General features: G+C 72.6%; 13 protein-coding genes. 5 read left to right on the top strand and 8 right to left on the bottom strand.

The window, feature by feature from the left end; all coding sequences use genetic code 11:
- Nucleotides 1–131: 131 nt before the first annotated feature.
- Genes ACLHRZ_RS06270 through ACLHRZ_RS06255 form a run of 4 tightly spaced genes read left to right on the top strand, consistent with a single transcriptional unit; the run spans nt 132 to nt 6,460 of the window.
- Nucleotides 132–968 (top strand): glycosyltransferase family 2 protein, encoded by an 837-nt coding sequence (locus ACLHRZ_RS06270; protein WP_490417260.1) that lies wholly within the window; start codon nt 132–134, stop codon nt 966–968.
- Nucleotides 965–1,999: a glycosyltransferase family 2 protein gene (locus ACLHRZ_RS06265; RefSeq protein ID WP_490417259.1), complete on the top strand. Its 1,035-nt coding sequence runs from the start codon at nt 965–967 to the stop codon at nt 1,997–1,999. Before ACLHRZ_RS06270 ends, ACLHRZ_RS06265 begins: the two co-directional genes overlap by 4 nt.
- Entirely contained in the window at nt 1,996–2,796 is an 801-nt protein-coding gene (locus ACLHRZ_RS06260) for a polysaccharide deacetylase family protein (protein WP_490417258.1), read from the top strand. Before ACLHRZ_RS06265 ends, ACLHRZ_RS06260 begins: the two co-directional genes overlap by 4 nt.
- Nucleotides 2,789–6,460 (top strand): lipopolysaccharide biosynthesis protein, encoded by a 3,672-nt coding sequence (locus ACLHRZ_RS06255; RefSeq protein ID WP_490417257.1) that lies wholly within the window; start codon nt 2,789–2,791, stop codon nt 6,458–6,460. Before ACLHRZ_RS06260 ends, ACLHRZ_RS06255 begins: the two co-directional genes overlap by 8 nt.
- Before the next feature lie 80 nt (nt 6,461–6,540).
- Here the strand turns inward: ACLHRZ_RS06255 and ACLHRZ_RS06250 are convergent, their stop codons facing one another.
- The 5 genes from ACLHRZ_RS06250 to asnB all read right to left on the bottom strand — a co-directional run bounded on the left by ACLHRZ_RS06250 (nt 6,541) and on the right by asnB (nt 11,279).
- A complete protein-coding gene (locus ACLHRZ_RS06250) occupies nt 6,541–7,143 on the bottom strand; it encodes a hypothetical protein (protein WP_490417256.1) in 603 nt (200 codons plus the stop codon).
- Complete coding sequence (locus tag ACLHRZ_RS06245) at nt 7,140–7,397, bottom strand: hypothetical protein (RefSeq protein WP_490417255.1); 258 nt, start codon at nt 7,395–7,397, stop codon at nt 7,140–7,142. Before ACLHRZ_RS06245 ends, ACLHRZ_RS06250 begins: the two co-directional genes overlap by 4 nt.
- Before the next feature lie 123 nt (nt 7,398–7,520).
- Entirely contained in the window at nt 7,521–8,882 is a 1,362-nt protein-coding gene (locus ACLHRZ_RS06240) for a xylan 1,4-beta-xylosidase (RefSeq protein WP_490417254.1), read from the bottom strand.
- A gap of 117 nt (nt 8,883–8,999) precedes the next feature.
- Entirely contained in the window at nt 9,000–9,374 is a 375-nt protein-coding gene (locus tag ACLHRZ_RS06235) for a GntR family transcriptional regulator (protein ID WP_490417253.1), read from the bottom strand.
- A gap of 51 nt (nt 9,375–9,425) precedes the next feature.
- Entirely contained in the window at nt 9,426–11,279 is a 1,854-nt protein-coding gene (asnB, locus tag ACLHRZ_RS06230) for an asparagine synthase (glutamine-hydrolyzing) (RefSeq protein ID WP_490417252.1), read from the bottom strand.
- Nucleotides 11,280–11,399: 120 nt separating this feature from the next.
- Between asnB and ACLHRZ_RS06225 the strand changes: the two genes are divergently transcribed.
- A complete protein-coding gene (locus tag ACLHRZ_RS06225) occupies nt 11,400–12,341 on the top strand; it encodes a GNAT family N-acetyltransferase (protein ID WP_490417251.1) in 942 nt (313 codons plus the stop codon).
- Between the two features lie 314 nt (nt 12,342–12,655).
- Here the strand turns inward: ACLHRZ_RS06225 and ACLHRZ_RS06220 are convergent, their stop codons facing one another.
- The 3 genes from ACLHRZ_RS06220 to ACLHRZ_RS06210 all read right to left on the bottom strand — a co-directional run bounded on the left by ACLHRZ_RS06220 (nt 12,656) and on the right by ACLHRZ_RS06210 (nt 15,640).
- Nucleotides 12,656–14,140 (bottom strand): carboxyl transferase domain-containing protein, encoded by a 1,485-nt coding sequence (locus tag ACLHRZ_RS06220; RefSeq protein WP_490417250.1) that lies wholly within the window; start codon nt 14,138–14,140, stop codon nt 12,656–12,658.
- Nucleotides 14,141–14,144: 4 nt separating this feature from the next.
- The gene (locus tag ACLHRZ_RS06215) at nt 14,145–14,636 is read right to left on the bottom strand and encodes a ribonuclease FAU-1 family protein (RefSeq protein WP_490417249.1); all 492 of its coding nucleotides are present in this window, start codon (nt 14,634–14,636) and stop codon (nt 14,145–14,147) included.
- 110 nt (nt 14,637–14,746) lie between these two features.
- On the bottom strand, nt 14,747–15,640 hold the full coding sequence (locus ACLHRZ_RS06210) for a lipase family alpha/beta hydrolase (RefSeq protein ID WP_490417479.1): 894 nt from the start codon (nt 15,638–15,640) through the stop codon (nt 14,747–14,749).
- Nucleotides 15,641–15,804 lie beyond the last annotated feature (164 nt).

Genomic DNA, 15,804 nt, shown 5'->3' with positions numbered 1-15,804 from the left:
CTTGCCAACTCGCCCAGGACCGACGGCGGTTCCCCGCCGGGCGGACGGGGCGGGTACCCCCTTTTCGAACCGGACAACCACCGGACCGCCCTTGGGCGGGCGGTCCCCCGGACGAGAGGGAAACAGGACTCATGAGTGCGTTCCTGCGCCCGGCGGCGAGTCAGGACCAGGATCCCGACCCGGAGCCATCCGGACGCCGATACCGCCCGGTGACCTCGCAGATCGCTATAAGGCCACCGGTGAGCGTGGTGATTCCCGCCATGAACGAGGCGGAGAACCTTCCGTACGTCTTCAAGACGCTTCCCGACTGGATCCATGAAGTGGTCCTGGTCGACGGCAACTCCACCGACGACACCGTCCAGGTCGCCCGCGACCTGTGCCCGGACGTCAAGGTGGTCCAGCAGCTGGGCAAGGGCAAGGGCGATGCCCTGATCACCGGCTTCGCCGCCTGCACCGGCGAGATCATCGTCATGGTCGACGCCGACGGCTCCGCGGACGGGGGCGAGATCCTGCGCTACGTCTCCGCCCTCGTCGGGGGCGCCGACTTCGCCAAGGGATCCCGCTTCGCCAACGGCGGCGGCACCGACGACATGACGCTCATCCGCAAGCTCGGCAACCGTGTGCTGTGCTCCATCGTCAATCACAAATTCGGGGCCCGCTACACCGACCTTTGCTACGGCTACAACGCGTTCTGGAAGCGCTGCCTGGACGAGATCGCCCTGGACTGCGCCGGGTTCGAGGTCGAGACGCTGATGAACATCAGAGTGGTCAAAGCGGGCCTGCGGGTCCAGGAGATTCCCAGCCATGAGTTCGTCAGGATCCACGGCACCAGCAATCTGCGGGCCGTGCGCGACGGACTGCGGGTGCTGAAGGTGATCCTCCGCGAGCGCGGCGACCGCCGGGGCCGGCCCCGTCCGCAGCCCCGGCTCGCGATCGCACCGGCCGCCAACCGCGGGGACGTCTCTTGACCACCGCGGGCGCGGACCCGTCCGTCTCGGTGGTCATCTGCGTCTACACCGAGGACCGCTGGGGCGACATCCTCGCCGCGGTGGCCTCGGTGCGCGGCCAGTCCCACCCGGCGCTGGAGACACTGGTCGTCGTCGACCACAACCCGGCCCTGCTGCGCCGCCTGGCCAAGGCCTTCGGCGACGACGGCGCAGGTGCGGAGGCGGGCCGGGTGCGCATCCTCGCCAACACCGGCCCGCGCGGCCTGTCCGCCGGGCGCAACACCGGCACGGAAGCCGCCGAGGGCGAGGTGATCGCCTTCCTCGACGACGACGCGGTGGCCGAGCGGGACTGGCTGCTGCACTTCGCCGAGGGTTACGCCGACCCCCGGGTCATGGCGGTCGGCGGGCGCACCATGCCCGTCTGGGCGTCCAGGCAGAGGCCCGCCTGGTTCCCCGAGGAGTTCGACTGGGTCGTGGGCTGCACCTATCGCGGCCTGCCCCCCGGCCGGGTGCAGGTGCGCAACGTCCTCGGCGGCAACGCCTCCTTCCGCAAGTCGGCCCTCACCGCGGTCGGCGGCTTCGCCAGCGGCATCGGGCGCGACGGCCAGCGGCTGCCGCTGGGCGGCGAGGAGACCGAGCTGTGCATCCGGCTGACCAGGGCCGTGCCCGACGCGGTGCTGCTCATCGACGACCGCTCGGTGATCCACCACCGGGTGCCCGCCGCCCGCGAGCGGTTCGGCTACTTCCGCACCCGGGCCTACGCCGAGGGCCTCTCCAAGGCGCTCGTGGCGCGAAGTGTCGGCCCACAGAAGGGACTTGCCTCCGAGCGCCGCTACACCACGCGGGTGCTGCCCGCGGGCGTGGCCCGCGGGCTGCGGGACGCCCTGCTGGGCCGGCCCGGGGGCGCGGGCCGGGCCGGGGCCATCGTGGCCGGGCTGGCCGTCACCACCGGCGGCTACGCCCTGGGCAGCCTCCGGGCGCGCCGCGGGCAGCGGTTCGCGGTGGCACGGCCGGTGCCGCCGGGGGCGAGAGCCGGGGAGGCGGGAGCATGAGCGGCGGCCCCGTCCCGATCCTGATGTACCACGCCGTGGGCCACGCGCCGGCCCGCGCGGCCTACGGCCTGTCGGTCTCCCCGGAGGCCTTCGCCGAACAGATGCGGCTGCTGCACGGTTTCGGATTCACCCCGGTGACGGCCGCACAGCTGGCCGCCGCCTGGCGCGAGGGGCGCGCGTTGCCGCCCAAGCCGGTACTCATCACCTTCGACGACGGTTATGAGGGCGTGCACCGCCACGCCCTCCCCGCCCTCGTCGAACACGGCTTCCCCGCCACGCTGTTCGCCTCCACGGGCTGGCTGCGCGGCGAGCACGACACGGGCGGCGCGCTCGACCTCATGCTCGACTGGGAGCAGATCCGCGAACTCGCGGCGGCCGGCGTCGAGATAGGCGGCCACAGTCACACGCATCCGCAACTCGACCAGCTGTCCGAGGAGAAGCTGGCGTTCGAGGTGGAGCGCTGCCACGAGCTGATCACCGCCGAACTCGGCCGCCCGCCGGTGTCGTTCGCCTATCCGTACGGGTATTCCACCCGGCGGGTGCGCGGGGCGGTGCGGGCGGCCGGCTTCTCCGTCTCGCTCGCCGTGGGCAACGGCATGGCCGTGCGCCGGCAGGGGCCGTACGCGCTGCAGCGGGTGACGGTGCGGCGCACGACGGGTATAGCCGACTTCGAGCGCATGGTGGAGGGCCGGTCCGTGGGGCGGCTGTTCGCCAGGGACCGGGCTCTGACGAAGGGGTACGCCATCGTCCGCAGGAGCCGCCAGGCCGTCAGGAAGGCAAGCGAAGCGCGTGTCTGACACGTCCACCCGGACCGAGGAGCGGGCAGTGGAGCCGAGCGGTCGCAGGCTGCGGCTGCCCGGGAGAGGAGGCGGCAGCCCGCTGTTCCGCAACGCCTTCGCGCTGATGCTCAACACCGGCATCAGCGCCGTCCTCGGTCTGGGCTACTGGCTCGTGGCCGCGCGCTACTACACGGAGTCGGCCGTCGGCCAGGGGTCGGCGGCCATCGCCGCGATGAAGCTCCTCGCGGGGATCACCGCGGTGACGCTCACCGGCGCGCTGGCCCGCTTCATCCCGGTCGCGGGGCGCACCACGGGCCGGCTCGTCTTCCGCACGTACGCGGCCAGTTCGCTGGTGGTGGCCACCGCGGCGGGCGTCTTCCTGCTCACGCTGGGGCTGTGGGGCCCGTCCTACCGGTCCCTGCAGGGGCTGCTGCCCGGGCTCGGCTTCGTCGTGGCCGTCGTGGCCTGGTCGGTCCTGACCCTGCAGGACGGGGTGCTGACGGGGCTGCGCAGCGCGCCGTGGGTGCCGGTGGGCAACACCGCCTTCTCGGCGGTGAAGCTGGCGCTGCTGGTCGGGCTGGCGACGGTGCTCCCGGTGTCCGGGGTGTTCGTCTCGTGGGTCGTCTCGATCGCCGTGTCGGTGCTGCCGCTGGGCTGGCTGGTCTTCCGGCGGCTGGTGCCCGCGCACGTACGGGCCACCGAGCAGACGGCCCGGCCCGCCTCCTACCGGGAGATGGGCCGCTTCCTCGCCGGGGACTGCACCGGCTCGCTGTTCTCCCTGGCCGTGGTCTATCTGATCCCGGTGATCGTCGCCGCGCAGGTGAGCTCTACCAACAACGCCTACTTCTACATCACCTCCACCATCGGCGGCACCGTCAACCTGCTCGCGATCAACATGGGCGCCTCGCTGACCGTCGAGGGCTCGCACGACCCGGCGCGGCTGGCGGAGAACTGCCGGGCCGCGCTGCGCCGGATGGCCAAGATCATGATCCCGGTCTGTCTGGTGATGTTCTTCCTCGCGCCGTACATCCTGGGGGTGTTCGGCGCGGGGTACGCCCATGCCGCGACGCCGCTGCTGCGCTGGTACGCGGTCGGGGCGGCGCTGCGCGTGGTGATGGAGGTCTACTTCGCGGTGCTGCGGGCGCAGAGCCGCACCGCCGGGCTCGCCTATCTGCAGGGGCTGCTCTGTGCGCTGGTGCTCGGGCTGACGCTGCTGCTGCTCCCCCGGATGGGGCTGACGGGCGAGGGCGTCGCGGAGGTCTCCAGCCTGGCGGTGATCTGCTCGGTCGCCGCGGTGCGGCTGCGGGCCGTGCTGCGGGGCTCCTCCCCCGCACCGGACGCCGCGGAGCGCGCCGACGGGGCCGCTCCCGACGGCGACCTGGCGGACCTGGCGGTGGACGGCGACCGCGCGGCCGCGCGGCACGAGGCACGCCGGGAGGCCGCGGAGGAGGAACCGCCCGCCGAGCGGGAGCGGTTGCGCGACAGCACCGTCCGGGTGCTGCGCGCCGCACTCGACGTGGACACCATCCCGCTGGGCGTCCGGGTGGACTTCGACCACCCGGAACGGCGCCCGGACATCCGCCGGATGCCGCCGTCCGACCCTCCACCGTCCCCTCCGCCCGCCCCGGTGCCCGAGCAGGCGGCCGCGCCGCCCTCCCCGGCCGGGGAGCGGCGCCCCCGGCGCCGGATCCGGCCCGGGGCCGCCCTCTGGGGGCTGCTCGTCGCCGCCCTGGCACTGTACTGGGTGCCGCTGTGGGCGGCGGGCACGGTGGACCTGGACGGCATGGGCGGGCTCGGGCTGATCTCCGTCCTGCCGGTGGCGACGCTCGTGGGCGCGGCGCTGCTGGTGCTCTCGTTCGCCTCCGCCCTGTGGACGGCCCGGCCGCACACCCGGCTGCTGACGGCCGTCCTGCTGCTGACGGTCGTCTCGCTGCACGCGGTGCCCGCCCTGCTGGAGGGGCAGCCGCGGTTCGCCACGGCCTGGCAGCACGCGGGCTTCATGGACTACATCGACCGCACCGGGGTGGCCGCCCCCGATCTCGACGCGCGCTGGAGCTGGCCCGGCTTCTTCGCCCTCGCCGCGTTCGCGGCCCGCGCCTGCGGCGTCACCGACCTCACCGAGGTGCTGCGCTGGTGGCCGCTGGCGATGCAGCTGCTGTGCCTCGCGCCGCTGGCGCTGCTGCTGCGGGCGGTGCGCGCGGACTGGCGGGCGAAGTGGACGGCGCTGTGGCTGTTCGTGCTGTGCGGCTGGGTCGGGCAGGACTACTTCTCGCCGCAGTCGCTCAACTACGTGTTCTACCTGCTGTTCGTGGCCGTGCTGCTGGTGTGGTTCCGCTGGCCCGGCCAGCTGCGCGGGAAGCGGCTGCCCGGCGAGCAGGAGACCGCCCCCCTCGGACACGGGCAGCAGGCGGTGCTGCTGGCGCTGCTGGTCGCCCTGTTCGCCGCGTCGGTCTCCAGCCACCAGCTGACGCCGTTCGTGATGCTGGGCGTGCTCACCGTGCTGGTGCTGGTGCGCCGTTCGACCCTGCGCGGGCTGCCGCTGCTGTGCGGCGTGATGCTGGCGGTCTGGATCGGCTTCCTGGCCGAGCCCTACTGGTCGGGCCACTTCAAGGAGCTGTTCGGCGGCATCGGTTCGCTCGGCGGCAACGTCTCCTCGTCCGTCTCGGGCCGCATCCAGGGCGGCAGCAGCACACACAAACTGGTGCTGTACGTACGGGTCCTGCTCGCCGGCGGCGTGCTGGCCTTCGCCGCCCTCGGCTGGTGGCGGCGGCGCCGCTCCGGGGTCGGCGACCTGTCGCTGCTGGTGCTGACCTGCGTGCCGTTCCTCGCCTTCGGCATGCAGTCCTACGGCGGCGAAGTCGCCCTGCGCGTCTTCCTGTTCGCCCTGCCCGGCGCGTGCATCCTCGCCGCGCTGGCCCTCTTCCCACGCGCGTACCCGGCGCAGGGCCGCGGCCCGGCCCTCCCGGTGGCGGCGGCGCTGCTCGCCGGGCTCGTCCTCGTCTTCGGCTTCCTCGTGGCCCGCTGGGGCAACGAGTCCTTCGAACAGGTCCGCCCCGGCGAGGTCGCCGCCATGAACTACGTCTACGCCCACGACAAGCCGACCGTGCGGCTGCTGTGGATGAGCAGCGACACCGTCAACGACGTCACCCCCGCCATGCCCTGGGGCTCGCGCGACATGGAACGGGTCTTCTACGACCCTGTCCTGGCGCCCCGCACGCCGGTCGACGCCCCCGGGGTGGTGACACGGCTGCGCGAGGCCGGGCCGAACGCGTACCTCATGATCAGCACCGGGCAGTCGATATACCTCGAAATGAGCGCCGGATACTCCCCCGACTGGGAGCAGAAGATGCGCAGCACCTTCGACAAGCGGCCGGAGCTGCGGCGGGTGCTGTCCAACGACGACGCGGTGCTGTACGAGCTGAAGCAGAAGCCGTCGGGTGAGGCGGCCCAGCCACGTCCGGGGCCGGCGGGGCCGCGGGTGACATGGACCCCGGCGTCGGTGATCGGCGGCCTCGCCGCGGTGGCCTTGCTGGTGCTGCTGACGGTACGCGAACTGGTACGGGTCGGCGCACGGCCGGGGGTGCGCCAACTGCACTGGATGCAGGGGTCGTTCTGGTTTGCGCTGCCGTTGCTGGGGGTGCTGGTGGCGGTGCTGGTGCAGCGGTTGGTGACGATGTCGTAGACGGTGCGGGGCGCCCCGTACCTGATGCGGCTCCGCCGCGTGGGCGCGACCGGCCACGACGCACCCGCAGATCGGCACGCTCAGTAGAGCGCGCGGTAGCAAAGCGCGGCCACCGCGTTCAGCCCCGGTGCCGGCCGGCCCGGACGGTGGTGCGGGACGGCGTTCCCCCTGAGGGCCGCAACCCCGGCCGCCGGGTAGCGGACGGGAGTCCCTCCGGCGCGGTCCCACCGCGGATCGCTCTCCAGCGCACCGAGCTCCGCCGGGCTCCGGCCGGCCAGATCCGGGTGGACGTGCAGCGGGCCGACCCCGCCGCAGGCCGTGGTGAGCAGCGTCAGGTCGCACTGTGCGGTATCGGTGTGCAGATACACCGCATCGTCACCCTCGTAGTAGCCGTAGGCCGCAAAGGTGGGCACCAGGAGCCGCCCGCTCAGGGCCCGTGCCGTGCCGGTCAGGGCCAGGTGCAGGCGGGCGAGCAGCGGGCCGGTGGCGGCCGGGGTGCCGGGACGCTGCCGGGCGGTGACGGGGGTGCGGGGTCCGTTCTCGGGTATCCGGGCGTGGGGGCGGCGCGCGCGGGCCTCCGCGGCGAGCCCGGCGGCCAGACCGCGGTCCCACAGGCCGGGGAGGCAGACGAATCCGTCGGCGACGAGGGCGCGTTGAGTGGCTCGGGTGACGGTGACCGTCACGTGGCGTCGGCGGCGTTCGGCCAGGACACGTCCGGCGTGTAGTGGGCCAGTTCGCCCTCGGCCGGGACGGTCAGCACGCCCGCGAAGCAATAGCCTTCGGCGAGCGGCACCTTGGCGTGGTCGGCCAGGCGCTCGGCTATCGCGTCCTTGGCCTCGGGGGCCGCTTTGGCCAGGGAGATGACCTCACCGGGCAGGACGTAGTAGTTGTCTTCCGCATCGACGATGACCAGCGCCTTGGTCGCGCTTTCGCACATGGGTGGAGCCTTTCGGACACAGCGGGGAGACGGGGCGATCCGGACGCCGCTCGCAGTGTTGCGGCGCCCGGGGGCGGAAGGCAACCGCCGGGACGGAGCCCCACCCGGCGCACGGGAGGCGCCCTAGGTCAGCCAGCGGACCTCGTACGCCCCCAGCCCGACGGCGTGCCCGTCCACCGTGGCGGTGACGGGCCGGTCCAGCGTGTTGACGACGAGCACCGTCCGGTCCGAGGCGAGGGTGCGCAGGTGGTCGGCGTCGGGCCCGCCGACGTCGGGCGTGCGCAGGTGTGTGCCGGGGTGGAAGGCCGCGGCGAAGCGCTGCAGCAGGTCCATCATCGGCAACTTGTCGCCACCGTTGGCGAGTTGGGTGGGGGTCCACAGGCAGCCCGGACAGTCGGCGGCCTCCTCCTCGGGGTTCCAGTAGAAGGCGCCGGCCACGCCGGCCCCGGCCAGCTCCATCATGGCCGTGGCCTGGACGGCGACGCGGTGCGGCTCGGTCCAGCCGCGGCGGTTGTCCTGGGCGTCGGGCGGCTCGACGTACCACTCGGCCCACCACACGGGCAGCCCCGTGGTCTTCGTCAGCCAGATGCTGACGTCGGCGAACTTGCGGGTGGCCGCGAACTCGTCGGGCAGCATCCGGTTGCCGTCGCGCGTGTAGCTGGAGCCGTCGACCACGACGAAGTCGGCCCCCGCCTTGTGCTTGTCCCAGTACTCCAGGGCGTCGACGGCCCGTTGGTCCACCACCCCCCAAGGCCCTTGCAGCGACGAGGCGTTGGAGGCGTTGCCGGGCGTCTCGGTGTCCATGACGACATACGGACCGCCGACGAGGGCGTTCTTGTTCTGTTTCTTGATCTCCGCGTAGACGAGGTTGTAGAGATCGGTGTACCCCTCGTAGTCCCAGCGCTTCCTGGAATCGTCGTAGAAGCCCTTGAACTCGTTCCACACGATGAAGTGCCGGACGTCCGGGTAGCGCTTGGCGATCACGCCCGCGAGGTCGGCGAAGTCCTTGTAGTGGGCCCGGTCGGGCGCCGTCTCCAGGGACTTCTGGGACCAGTTGGTGCTGTCCCCGCCGCCCTTCATCCAGTCCGGGGCGCAGCACAGCGTGAGCACCGGCGTGGCACGGGTGCTGCGCATGAGGGCGACGCGGCGGTCGAGGTCGCCGAAGTTGTAGGACCCCGGTCTGGGCTCGGGGTTGTCGGCGCCCCAGCCCATGATGTGCTGGTTCTGCGGCATGGGGTCGGCGGAGAGCACACCGGCGGCCGTCCTGCGGGCGCCGTCGTTGCCGAGGTCGGCGCTGTACTGGGTGTGTGTGAACCCGAAGCCGAGGTAGGCGGGGGTGCCCCCGCCGCCGTTCGGCACGCCCTGGGCACCACGGGCACGGCCGCCGGACTGACAGCCACCGGCGCAGAGCAGCAGCAAGAACGCGGCGACGACGGCCGCGACCAGGGCGACCAGGCGCGCCCGTTTTCCGTCATGACGTCCCATCACGGGCCAGGGTATCGCTCGCGCTTCCGGTGCCGGGCACAATCGCGCCCCGTGAGGGGCGCGGGGAACTGCGCGACAAGCCACGACGAACCCGCAGCCGAAAGACCACGAGGGCGGTCAGCCCTCGTAAACGGCCCGCAACGCGTCCTCGACCGCAGCGAGGGCGGCCGGCTTGTCCAGCCCCAGCCGGAGAGCCCGCTCCGCAAACGCCCGCGCGGCGTCCGCAGCCGCGCGGGCCCCCGCATCGCCCCGGGCCGCAATGAACGTCCCATTGCGGCCCCGGGTCTCGATCACCCCGTCCGCCTCCAGCGCCCGGTACGCCTTGGCCACCGTGTTCGCCGCGAGCCCCAGGTCCTCCGCGAACCCCCGTACCGTCGGGAGCTTGTAGCCGACGGGCAGTTCGCCGGAGCGGGCGCGCTCCGCGATGCGGGCGCGGATCTGCTCGTAGGGCGGTTCGGCCGCTTCCGGGTCGACGGTCAGGTGCAACGCCACGGTGGAACTCCAGGCTGAGGGGTGTGGTCGCACCTATTGTGCGTCAGGACGCTACAGCTCGAGCGCCGTTTCGTACGAGGCGAGCCACGTGTTGAGCCCCAGTACGAGCTCGGTGCCCGTCCGGAAGGCCTCCCCCGCGCCGGCGGAGAGGGCCTGGGCGACGGCGGAGGTGTCCAGCAGCGGCCGGACGGGGGCGTTCTTGTCGTCGAGCACCCGCCGCAGCTCCGCGCCGAGCGCGTCCGCGTACCGCGGGTCCTGGGTGCTGGGGTACGGGCTCTTGACGCGGTCCGCCACGATGTCGGGGAGCACGTCGCGCACGGCCGCGCGCAGCAGGGACTTCTCGCGCCCGTCGAAGGTCTTCATCGCCCAGGGGGTGTTGTAGACGTACTCGACCAGCCGGTGGTCGCAGAACGGCACCCGGACCTCCAGTCCGACGGCCATGCTGGTGCGGTCCTTGCGGTCGAGCAGCAGCTGCACGAAGCGGGTCAGGTGCAGATAACTGACCTCGCGCATGCGCCGCTGCAGCCCGCTCTCGCCGGGCAGGTACGAGATCTCGGCGAGGGCCTCCCGGTAGCGGGCGTCCTGGTAGCCGGGGACGTCGAGCTTGGCGAGGAAGCCCGGGTCGAAGAGGGCGGAGCTGCCGCCGCTCTGCTCCCCGGCGAACCGGTCGAAGGCGGCGCCCGCGACCCACGGGAAGGTGTCGGCGTGCACGGCCTCGGGGTCGTGGAACCACCGGTAGCCGCCGAAGACCTCGTCCGCGGACTCCCCGGACAGCGCGACCGTGGTCTGTTCGCGGATCGCCTTGAAGAGAAGGTAGAGCGAGGTGTCCCCGTCGCCGAAGCCCATCGGCAGGTCACGGGCGGTCAGGACGGCGTCGCGGTGGGCCCGCTCCATCAGCGCGGCGGTGTCGAGCACGATGTCGCTGTGGTCGGAGCGCACGTGCTCGGCGAGGGCGTGGGCGTACGGTCCGTCGGGGGTGGGCCGCAGCGTGTCGGCCTTGAAGTTCTCGGTGTAGCCGGTGAAGTCGACCGAGAAGGACCGCACCGGGCCTCTGCCCGCGTCGGCCAGGCCCTTGGCGGCGAGGGCGGTGATGGCGGAGGAGTCGAGTCCGCCGGAGAGCAGGGTGCACAGCGGGACGTCGGCTATCAGCTGGCGGGCGACGATGTCGTCGAGCAGCTCGCGGACGTGCCGGACGGTGGTGGCGGTGTCGTCGGTGTGCTCGCGGGCCTCGAGGGACCAGTAGCGCCGGACGGCCAGCCCGGAGCGCCGCACGCGGACGGTGTGGCCGGGGCGCAGTTCGTACATGCCCCGGTAGACGGCGTGGCCGGGCGTCTTGGTCCAGCCGACGAGCTCGGCGAGGCCCTCCGCGTCGACGGCGGGGCGCACGGCGGGGTGGGCGAGGATGGCCTTGGGCTCGGATCCGAAGAGCACGCCGTCCGAAGTGGGCCAGTAGTAGAGGGGCTTGATGCCCATGCGGTCGCGGACCAGGAGCAGTTCCTCGGTGCGCGGGTCCCATAACGCGAAGGCGTACATGCCGTTGAGGCGCTCGGTGAAGTCCTCGCCCCATTCGAGATAGGCGTGCAGCACCACTTCGGTGTCGCTGCTGGTGCGGAAGGCGTGGCCGTGGGACTCCAGTTCGGCGCGCAGCTCGCGGTAGTTGTAGACCTCGCCGCTGTAGGTGGTGGCGAGCAGCGTGCGCCCGTCGTGCTCGACGAGCATCGGCTGCTTGCCGCCCTCGATGTCGATGACGGCCAGCCGGCGGTGCCCGAAGGCGGCGTGGGTGTCGAGCCAGATGCCTGCGGCGTCCGGGCCGCGGCAGGACATGGTCTGTGTCATTGCATCAAGGGTGCCGCGCTCGGTGGTGAGGTCCCGGTCGTAGGAAATCCATCCCGCGATACCGCACATTGCCGTACCCCTCTCGTCAACGGATCGGGCCAGACGCTACGCCGATATAGATGCACACACCATCTATGAGGAGGTAAAACCTTTTGAAACAGGCCAGTTGGGCGGCCTACGGTTCCCGCCATGACATCGACGACCCACATCCTCATCCGGGACTTGCACACCGACAACCCCGAGGACGCGGCGGCCGCGGCCGAAACGCGGCGCGCGGCCCTGCCGTTCATGCTGGTCACGCCCGAACTGCTGGCCTGGGAGGCGGAGCACTCGCCCGCCGAGGCGCACTACCGGCTGCTGGTGGCCGAGCTGGACGGCAGGGTCGTGGGCACCGCCCGGACGGGCCTGTTCTTCGACAGCCCCGAGCCCGGGAAGGCCTACTGCAACCTGTACATCCATCCGGACGCGACCGGCCGGGGCGCCGGATCGGCGCTCCTGGCGGCGGCCGAGGAGCACCTGGCCGGGCTGGGCGCCCGGTCCGTGTACGCGTGGGCCCTGGAGGACGGCCGCTCCGTGGCCTGGGCCGGACGCAGGGGCTACGAACCCCGCCGCCGGGCCCGCTTCCTGCGCCTCGACCTCGCCGTGCTCCCGCCGGAGACGGCACCGCCGGCCGGGATCGAGCTGCGGACGGTCGCGGATTTCGCGGCCGATCCGCGGCCGTTGTACGAGCTGGACGCGACGGTGTCGCTCGACGAGCCGGGCGAGGTGGAGAGGGAGCCGATCCCGTACGAGGCCTGGCTGGCGGCCCACTGGGAGCGGCCGGGGCTGGACCGCGACCTGTCCGTGGTCGCGGTGACGGTGGACGGCGGGGTGCCGGTGGCGTTCTCGCTGGCGCGGACGGACGGGCGGGGTCGGTACATGTCGGCGATGACCGGTGCCCTCCGGGCCTGGCGGGGACAGGGGCTGGCGCGGTCGGTGAAGAACCGCTCACTCCACCTGGCGCGCGAGGCGGGGTGTGTGGAGGCGTTCACCGGCAACGATGCCGGGAACGTGCCGATGTTGGCCGTGAACCGCTGGTTCGGTTACGAACCGGCGGCGGACGAATGGCATTGCGTGCGGGTACTGGGGTGACCGCGGGGTGGTTGCTGCCCGGTGGTCGGGTTGTGCCCACCCTCCCCCAGCTACCGCTGGGAGGTGCCCCCAGCCCTGCGGAACGCCTGCCCACAGCCAAGATGGGGGGGCGCGCCCCGTAAGGGGCGCGGGGAACTGCGCGACCAGCCGCAAACGGCCCGCGCCCGACGAACCGAGGGTGGCGCCCCGTCAGGGGCGCGGGGCTGTGTCTCCCCCAGCTACCTCCCCCAGCTACCGCTGGGGGTGCCCCCAGGGGGTGCCCCCAGCGGCTCCGCCGCGTGGGCGCGAGCAACCACAAACGGCCCGCACCCGGGTCACAGGCGCCGGTACCGCGCCCTCCGCTCGGCGCGCAGCGCCTCCGGCGCGCGCGCCCGGAGTGCGCTCAGTTCCGCACCGGCCACCCACCCCAACCGCGGCAGGAAGCCGTCCCCCTCCTCGACGATCCGGTCCACGATCCCCCGCCCCAACAGGTCGGCAGACCTCACCCCTTGGCGGTCCGCCACCTCGAACGCCCGCTCCGTGGAGCGATGAAGAATCGCCGCGGCCCCCTCCGGCGGCAGCGGCGACAGCCACGCGTGCCGCGCCGCGATCACCCGGTCGGCCGGAAGCAGGGCGAGCGCGGCACCGCCCGCGCCCTGCCCCAGCAGCAGGCACACGGTCGGCGCGTCGAGCGTCACCATGTCGGCGAGGCACCGCGCGATCTCGCCCGCGAGACCGCCCTCTTCGGCCTCGCGGGACAGCGCGGCCCCGGCCGTGTCGACGACGGTGAGCAGCGGCAGCCCCAGTTCGGCCGCGATGCGCATGCCCCGCCGCGCCGCCCGCAGCCCGGCGGGCCCGAGCGCCTGCCCGTGCTCCGGGAGGCCCGCGGCGGGCGTGGCCCGGCTGCCGCGGTCGTGACCGAGGACGACGCAGGCGGTGCCGCCGACCCGGGCGAGGGCGAGCAGCAGCCCCGGGTCGCGCTCCCCGGCGCCCGTACCGCTGAGAAGCGTGACGTCGACAGCGGCCGCCGCCAAGAACTCCCGCACACCGGGCCGTTCGGGCCGCCGCGACCGCCGGATCGACTCGGCGGTGGACGGCGGCTCCCCAACGGCAGGCTCCACCGGCGCGGGAAGCGCCGCCGGCTCCGCCCCGTCGTCGCACAGCACCGACAGCGCCCGCGCCGCAACCCCGCCCAGGCGTGCCGCAGGCAGCACCGCATCGACCAGCCCGTTCGCCAGCAGGTTCTCCGCGACCTGTACCCCTTGCGGGAACTCCTCGCCGTACAGCGCCTCGTGGACCCGGGGTCCCAGGAAGCCGATGAGCGCGCCGGGTTCGGCGGAGGTGAGGTGGCCGAGGGAGCCCCACGAGGCGAGGACGCCGCCGGTCGTGGGGTGCCGGAGGTGGACCAGGTACGGCAGTCCGGCGGCCTTGTGCTCGGTGATCGCGGCGGCGACCTTCACCATCTGCAGGAAGGCGATGGTGCCCTCCTGCATGCGGGTGCCGCCGGAGGCGGGCGCGGCCAGCAGCGGCAGCCGCTCGGCCGTCGCCCGCTCCACGGCCCGTACGAGCCGTTCCCCGGCCGCGACCCCGATCGACCCGGCCAGGAAGCGGAATTCGCAGGCCACGACGGCCACCCGGCGTCCGTGCAGCAGTCCTTCGCCGGTGACGACGGACTCGTCGAGCCCGGTGCGCCCGCGTGCGGCGAGCAGGTCGGCGCGGTAGTCCGGGTCGTCCTCGGTCAGCGCGAGGGGCTCGTCCCAGCAGCGCCAGCTGCCGGGGTCGACGGCGGCGGCGATGAGGTCGAGTGCGGGGGTGTGCATGGGTTCACCCTGCCACGGGGAGGCGGAGCAGCTTCTCGAACCCGTCCGCGGTGCGGGCGAGGTCCTCCAGTTCGTCGAGCGCCGCGACGGCCCGCGCCGCTGCGACGGGGTCGCGCTCGGCGAGGCCACTCTCGGCGAACTCGTCCTCGTCGAGGCGGAGGACGGCGGTGCCGTCCGCGGAGCGCCACAGGTCGAGGTCGAGGTCGGTCACGACGAGCGTGCCGTCCTCGACCCGGGCGGGCCGGGTGATGTCGCAGTACCAGCCCTTGAGCGTGCCGTGGGCGTCGCGGACCTCCTTGACGGAGTACCAGCGGTCGCGCCAGTAGTGCTCGGTGAACACGTCGCCCTCCTCGAAGCGGACGAACCCGAAGTCCCGGGCGGTGGCGCCGGCCCAGGGGGCGCGGACGACGACGCGGGTGCCGTCGTCGTGAACGAGGGTTGCGGGGTAACGGGTCTCGGGGCGGGGGTCTTTGACGAGCCGGACGCTAGTGATCATGGGTGCAGCGTCTCTCGCCCCCGACCGACCGAGCCAGCGATTTTCGGCAACCCCGCGCCCCAAAGGGGCGCGGGGAACTGCGCGATCAGCCACAAACGACCCGCACCCGACTACCCCCGGATCATCGCCGAGCAATCGGACGGCGTCGCGTTCTCAGGATCAAGCGCATTGGCCGCCTCGTGGAACGCCACCCGGTCGATCGTCCCGATCGCCAGGTGCTCCGAGATGTCCACCGGACACAGGTCCTGCAGCAGCACGTTCCGCACGTTCGGTCCGGACAGGAACTGCGTCTTGTACGGCGTGACGACCTCGTCCCACCTGGTGGCGATCACGGTGTAGCGGATGCCGGGCAGCGTGTCCCCGCCCTCGTTGAGCTTCTGCATGAACGGCGATCCCACCACCTGGTCCGTCAGGCCGGGTGCGGTCGCGTTGATGAGCTTCCGCGCGGCGGGGCCGATGCCGGGGACCACGTCCATCAGCTTGGCGATGCCGGACAGCGTCGTCCCGTGGCTGTTGGGCGCGATGCCGACGATCGCGTTCACCTTGTCGGCGCCACCGAGGAACTTCGTGTAGTAGCGCGGCAGCATGCCGCCCTGCGAGTGCCCGACCATGTCGACCTTCGACGCGCCGGTCGCGGCGAGCACCTTGTCGACGTACGCGGCGAGTTGCTCGCCCGACTTCTCGATCGGGCCGAGCCCGTAGAAGACCGGCACGCCCGGAAGTTGGCCGTAGTCGAAGGAGAAGACGCAGTAGCCGCGGCTCGTGAGGTAGGGGGCGAAGGAGAACCAGTTGGTGGAGCCGTTCTCCATGGTGCCGTGCACGAGGACGACGGGGCGCGGGTGCGCGGCGGACGGCTTGCAGGAGTAGTTGTTCCAGCCGCTGGTGACGGCGGCGGTGCTGCTCTGCGGGGCCGCCACGGCCTCCGGTGCGGCGACGGCCATCGTCGTCAGGGCGACGACGGGCAGCAGGGCACGGAGGGATCTCCAGCGCGGTTTCGGGCGCAGCTTCACAGGGACTCCTTGCGGTGGGGGAATCGGTGGGGAAATCAGTGGGGAAGGCATGGCGGAGCAGCGGAGTGAGTGGGGTCACCCGCGCATGAAGAGTTCGTTAACTTACCTGTGGGTAGGTTGCGGGTGATCTTTGCTTGCGTCAAGGAAAATTGCAGGGA

Source organism: Streptomyces sp. AM25 (assembly GCF_058146165.1).
The sequence above is the reverse complement of the archived record's forward strand: the minus strand, read 5'-3'. Positions and strand labels throughout refer to the sequence as shown.

What these genes read in the sequence shown, in the direction of transcription:
- ACLHRZ_RS06260 (WP_490417258.1), top strand. Translation starts at nt 1,996, where the DNA reads ATGAGCGGCGGCCCCGTCCCGATCCTGATGTACCACGCCGTGGGCCAC.
- ACLHRZ_RS06240 (WP_490417254.1), bottom strand. Translation starts at nt 8,882, where the DNA reads ATGGGACGTCATGACGGAAAACGGGCGCGCCTGGTCGCCCTGGTCGCG.
- ACLHRZ_RS06220 (WP_490417250.1), bottom strand. Translation starts at nt 14,140, where the DNA reads ATGCACACCCCCGCACTCGACCTCATCGCCGCCGCCGTCGACCCCGGC.
- ACLHRZ_RS06270 (WP_490417260.1), top strand. Translation starts at nt 132, where the DNA reads ATGAGTGCGTTCCTGCGCCCGGCGGCGAGTCAGGACCAGGATCCCGAC.
- asnB (WP_490417252.1), bottom strand. Translation starts at nt 11,279, where the DNA reads ATGTGCGGTATCGCGGGATGGATTTCCTACGACCGGGACCTCACCACC.
- ACLHRZ_RS06245 (WP_490417255.1), bottom strand. Translation starts at nt 7,397, where the DNA reads ATGTGCGAAAGCGCGACCAAGGCGCTGGTCATCGTCGATGCGGAAGAC.
- ACLHRZ_RS06215 (WP_490417249.1), bottom strand. Translation starts at nt 14,636, where the DNA reads ATGATCACTAGCGTCCGGCTCGTCAAAGACCCCCGCCCCGAGACCCGT.
- ACLHRZ_RS06225 (WP_490417251.1), top strand. Translation starts at nt 11,400, where the DNA reads ATGACATCGACGACCCACATCCTCATCCGGGACTTGCACACCGACAAC.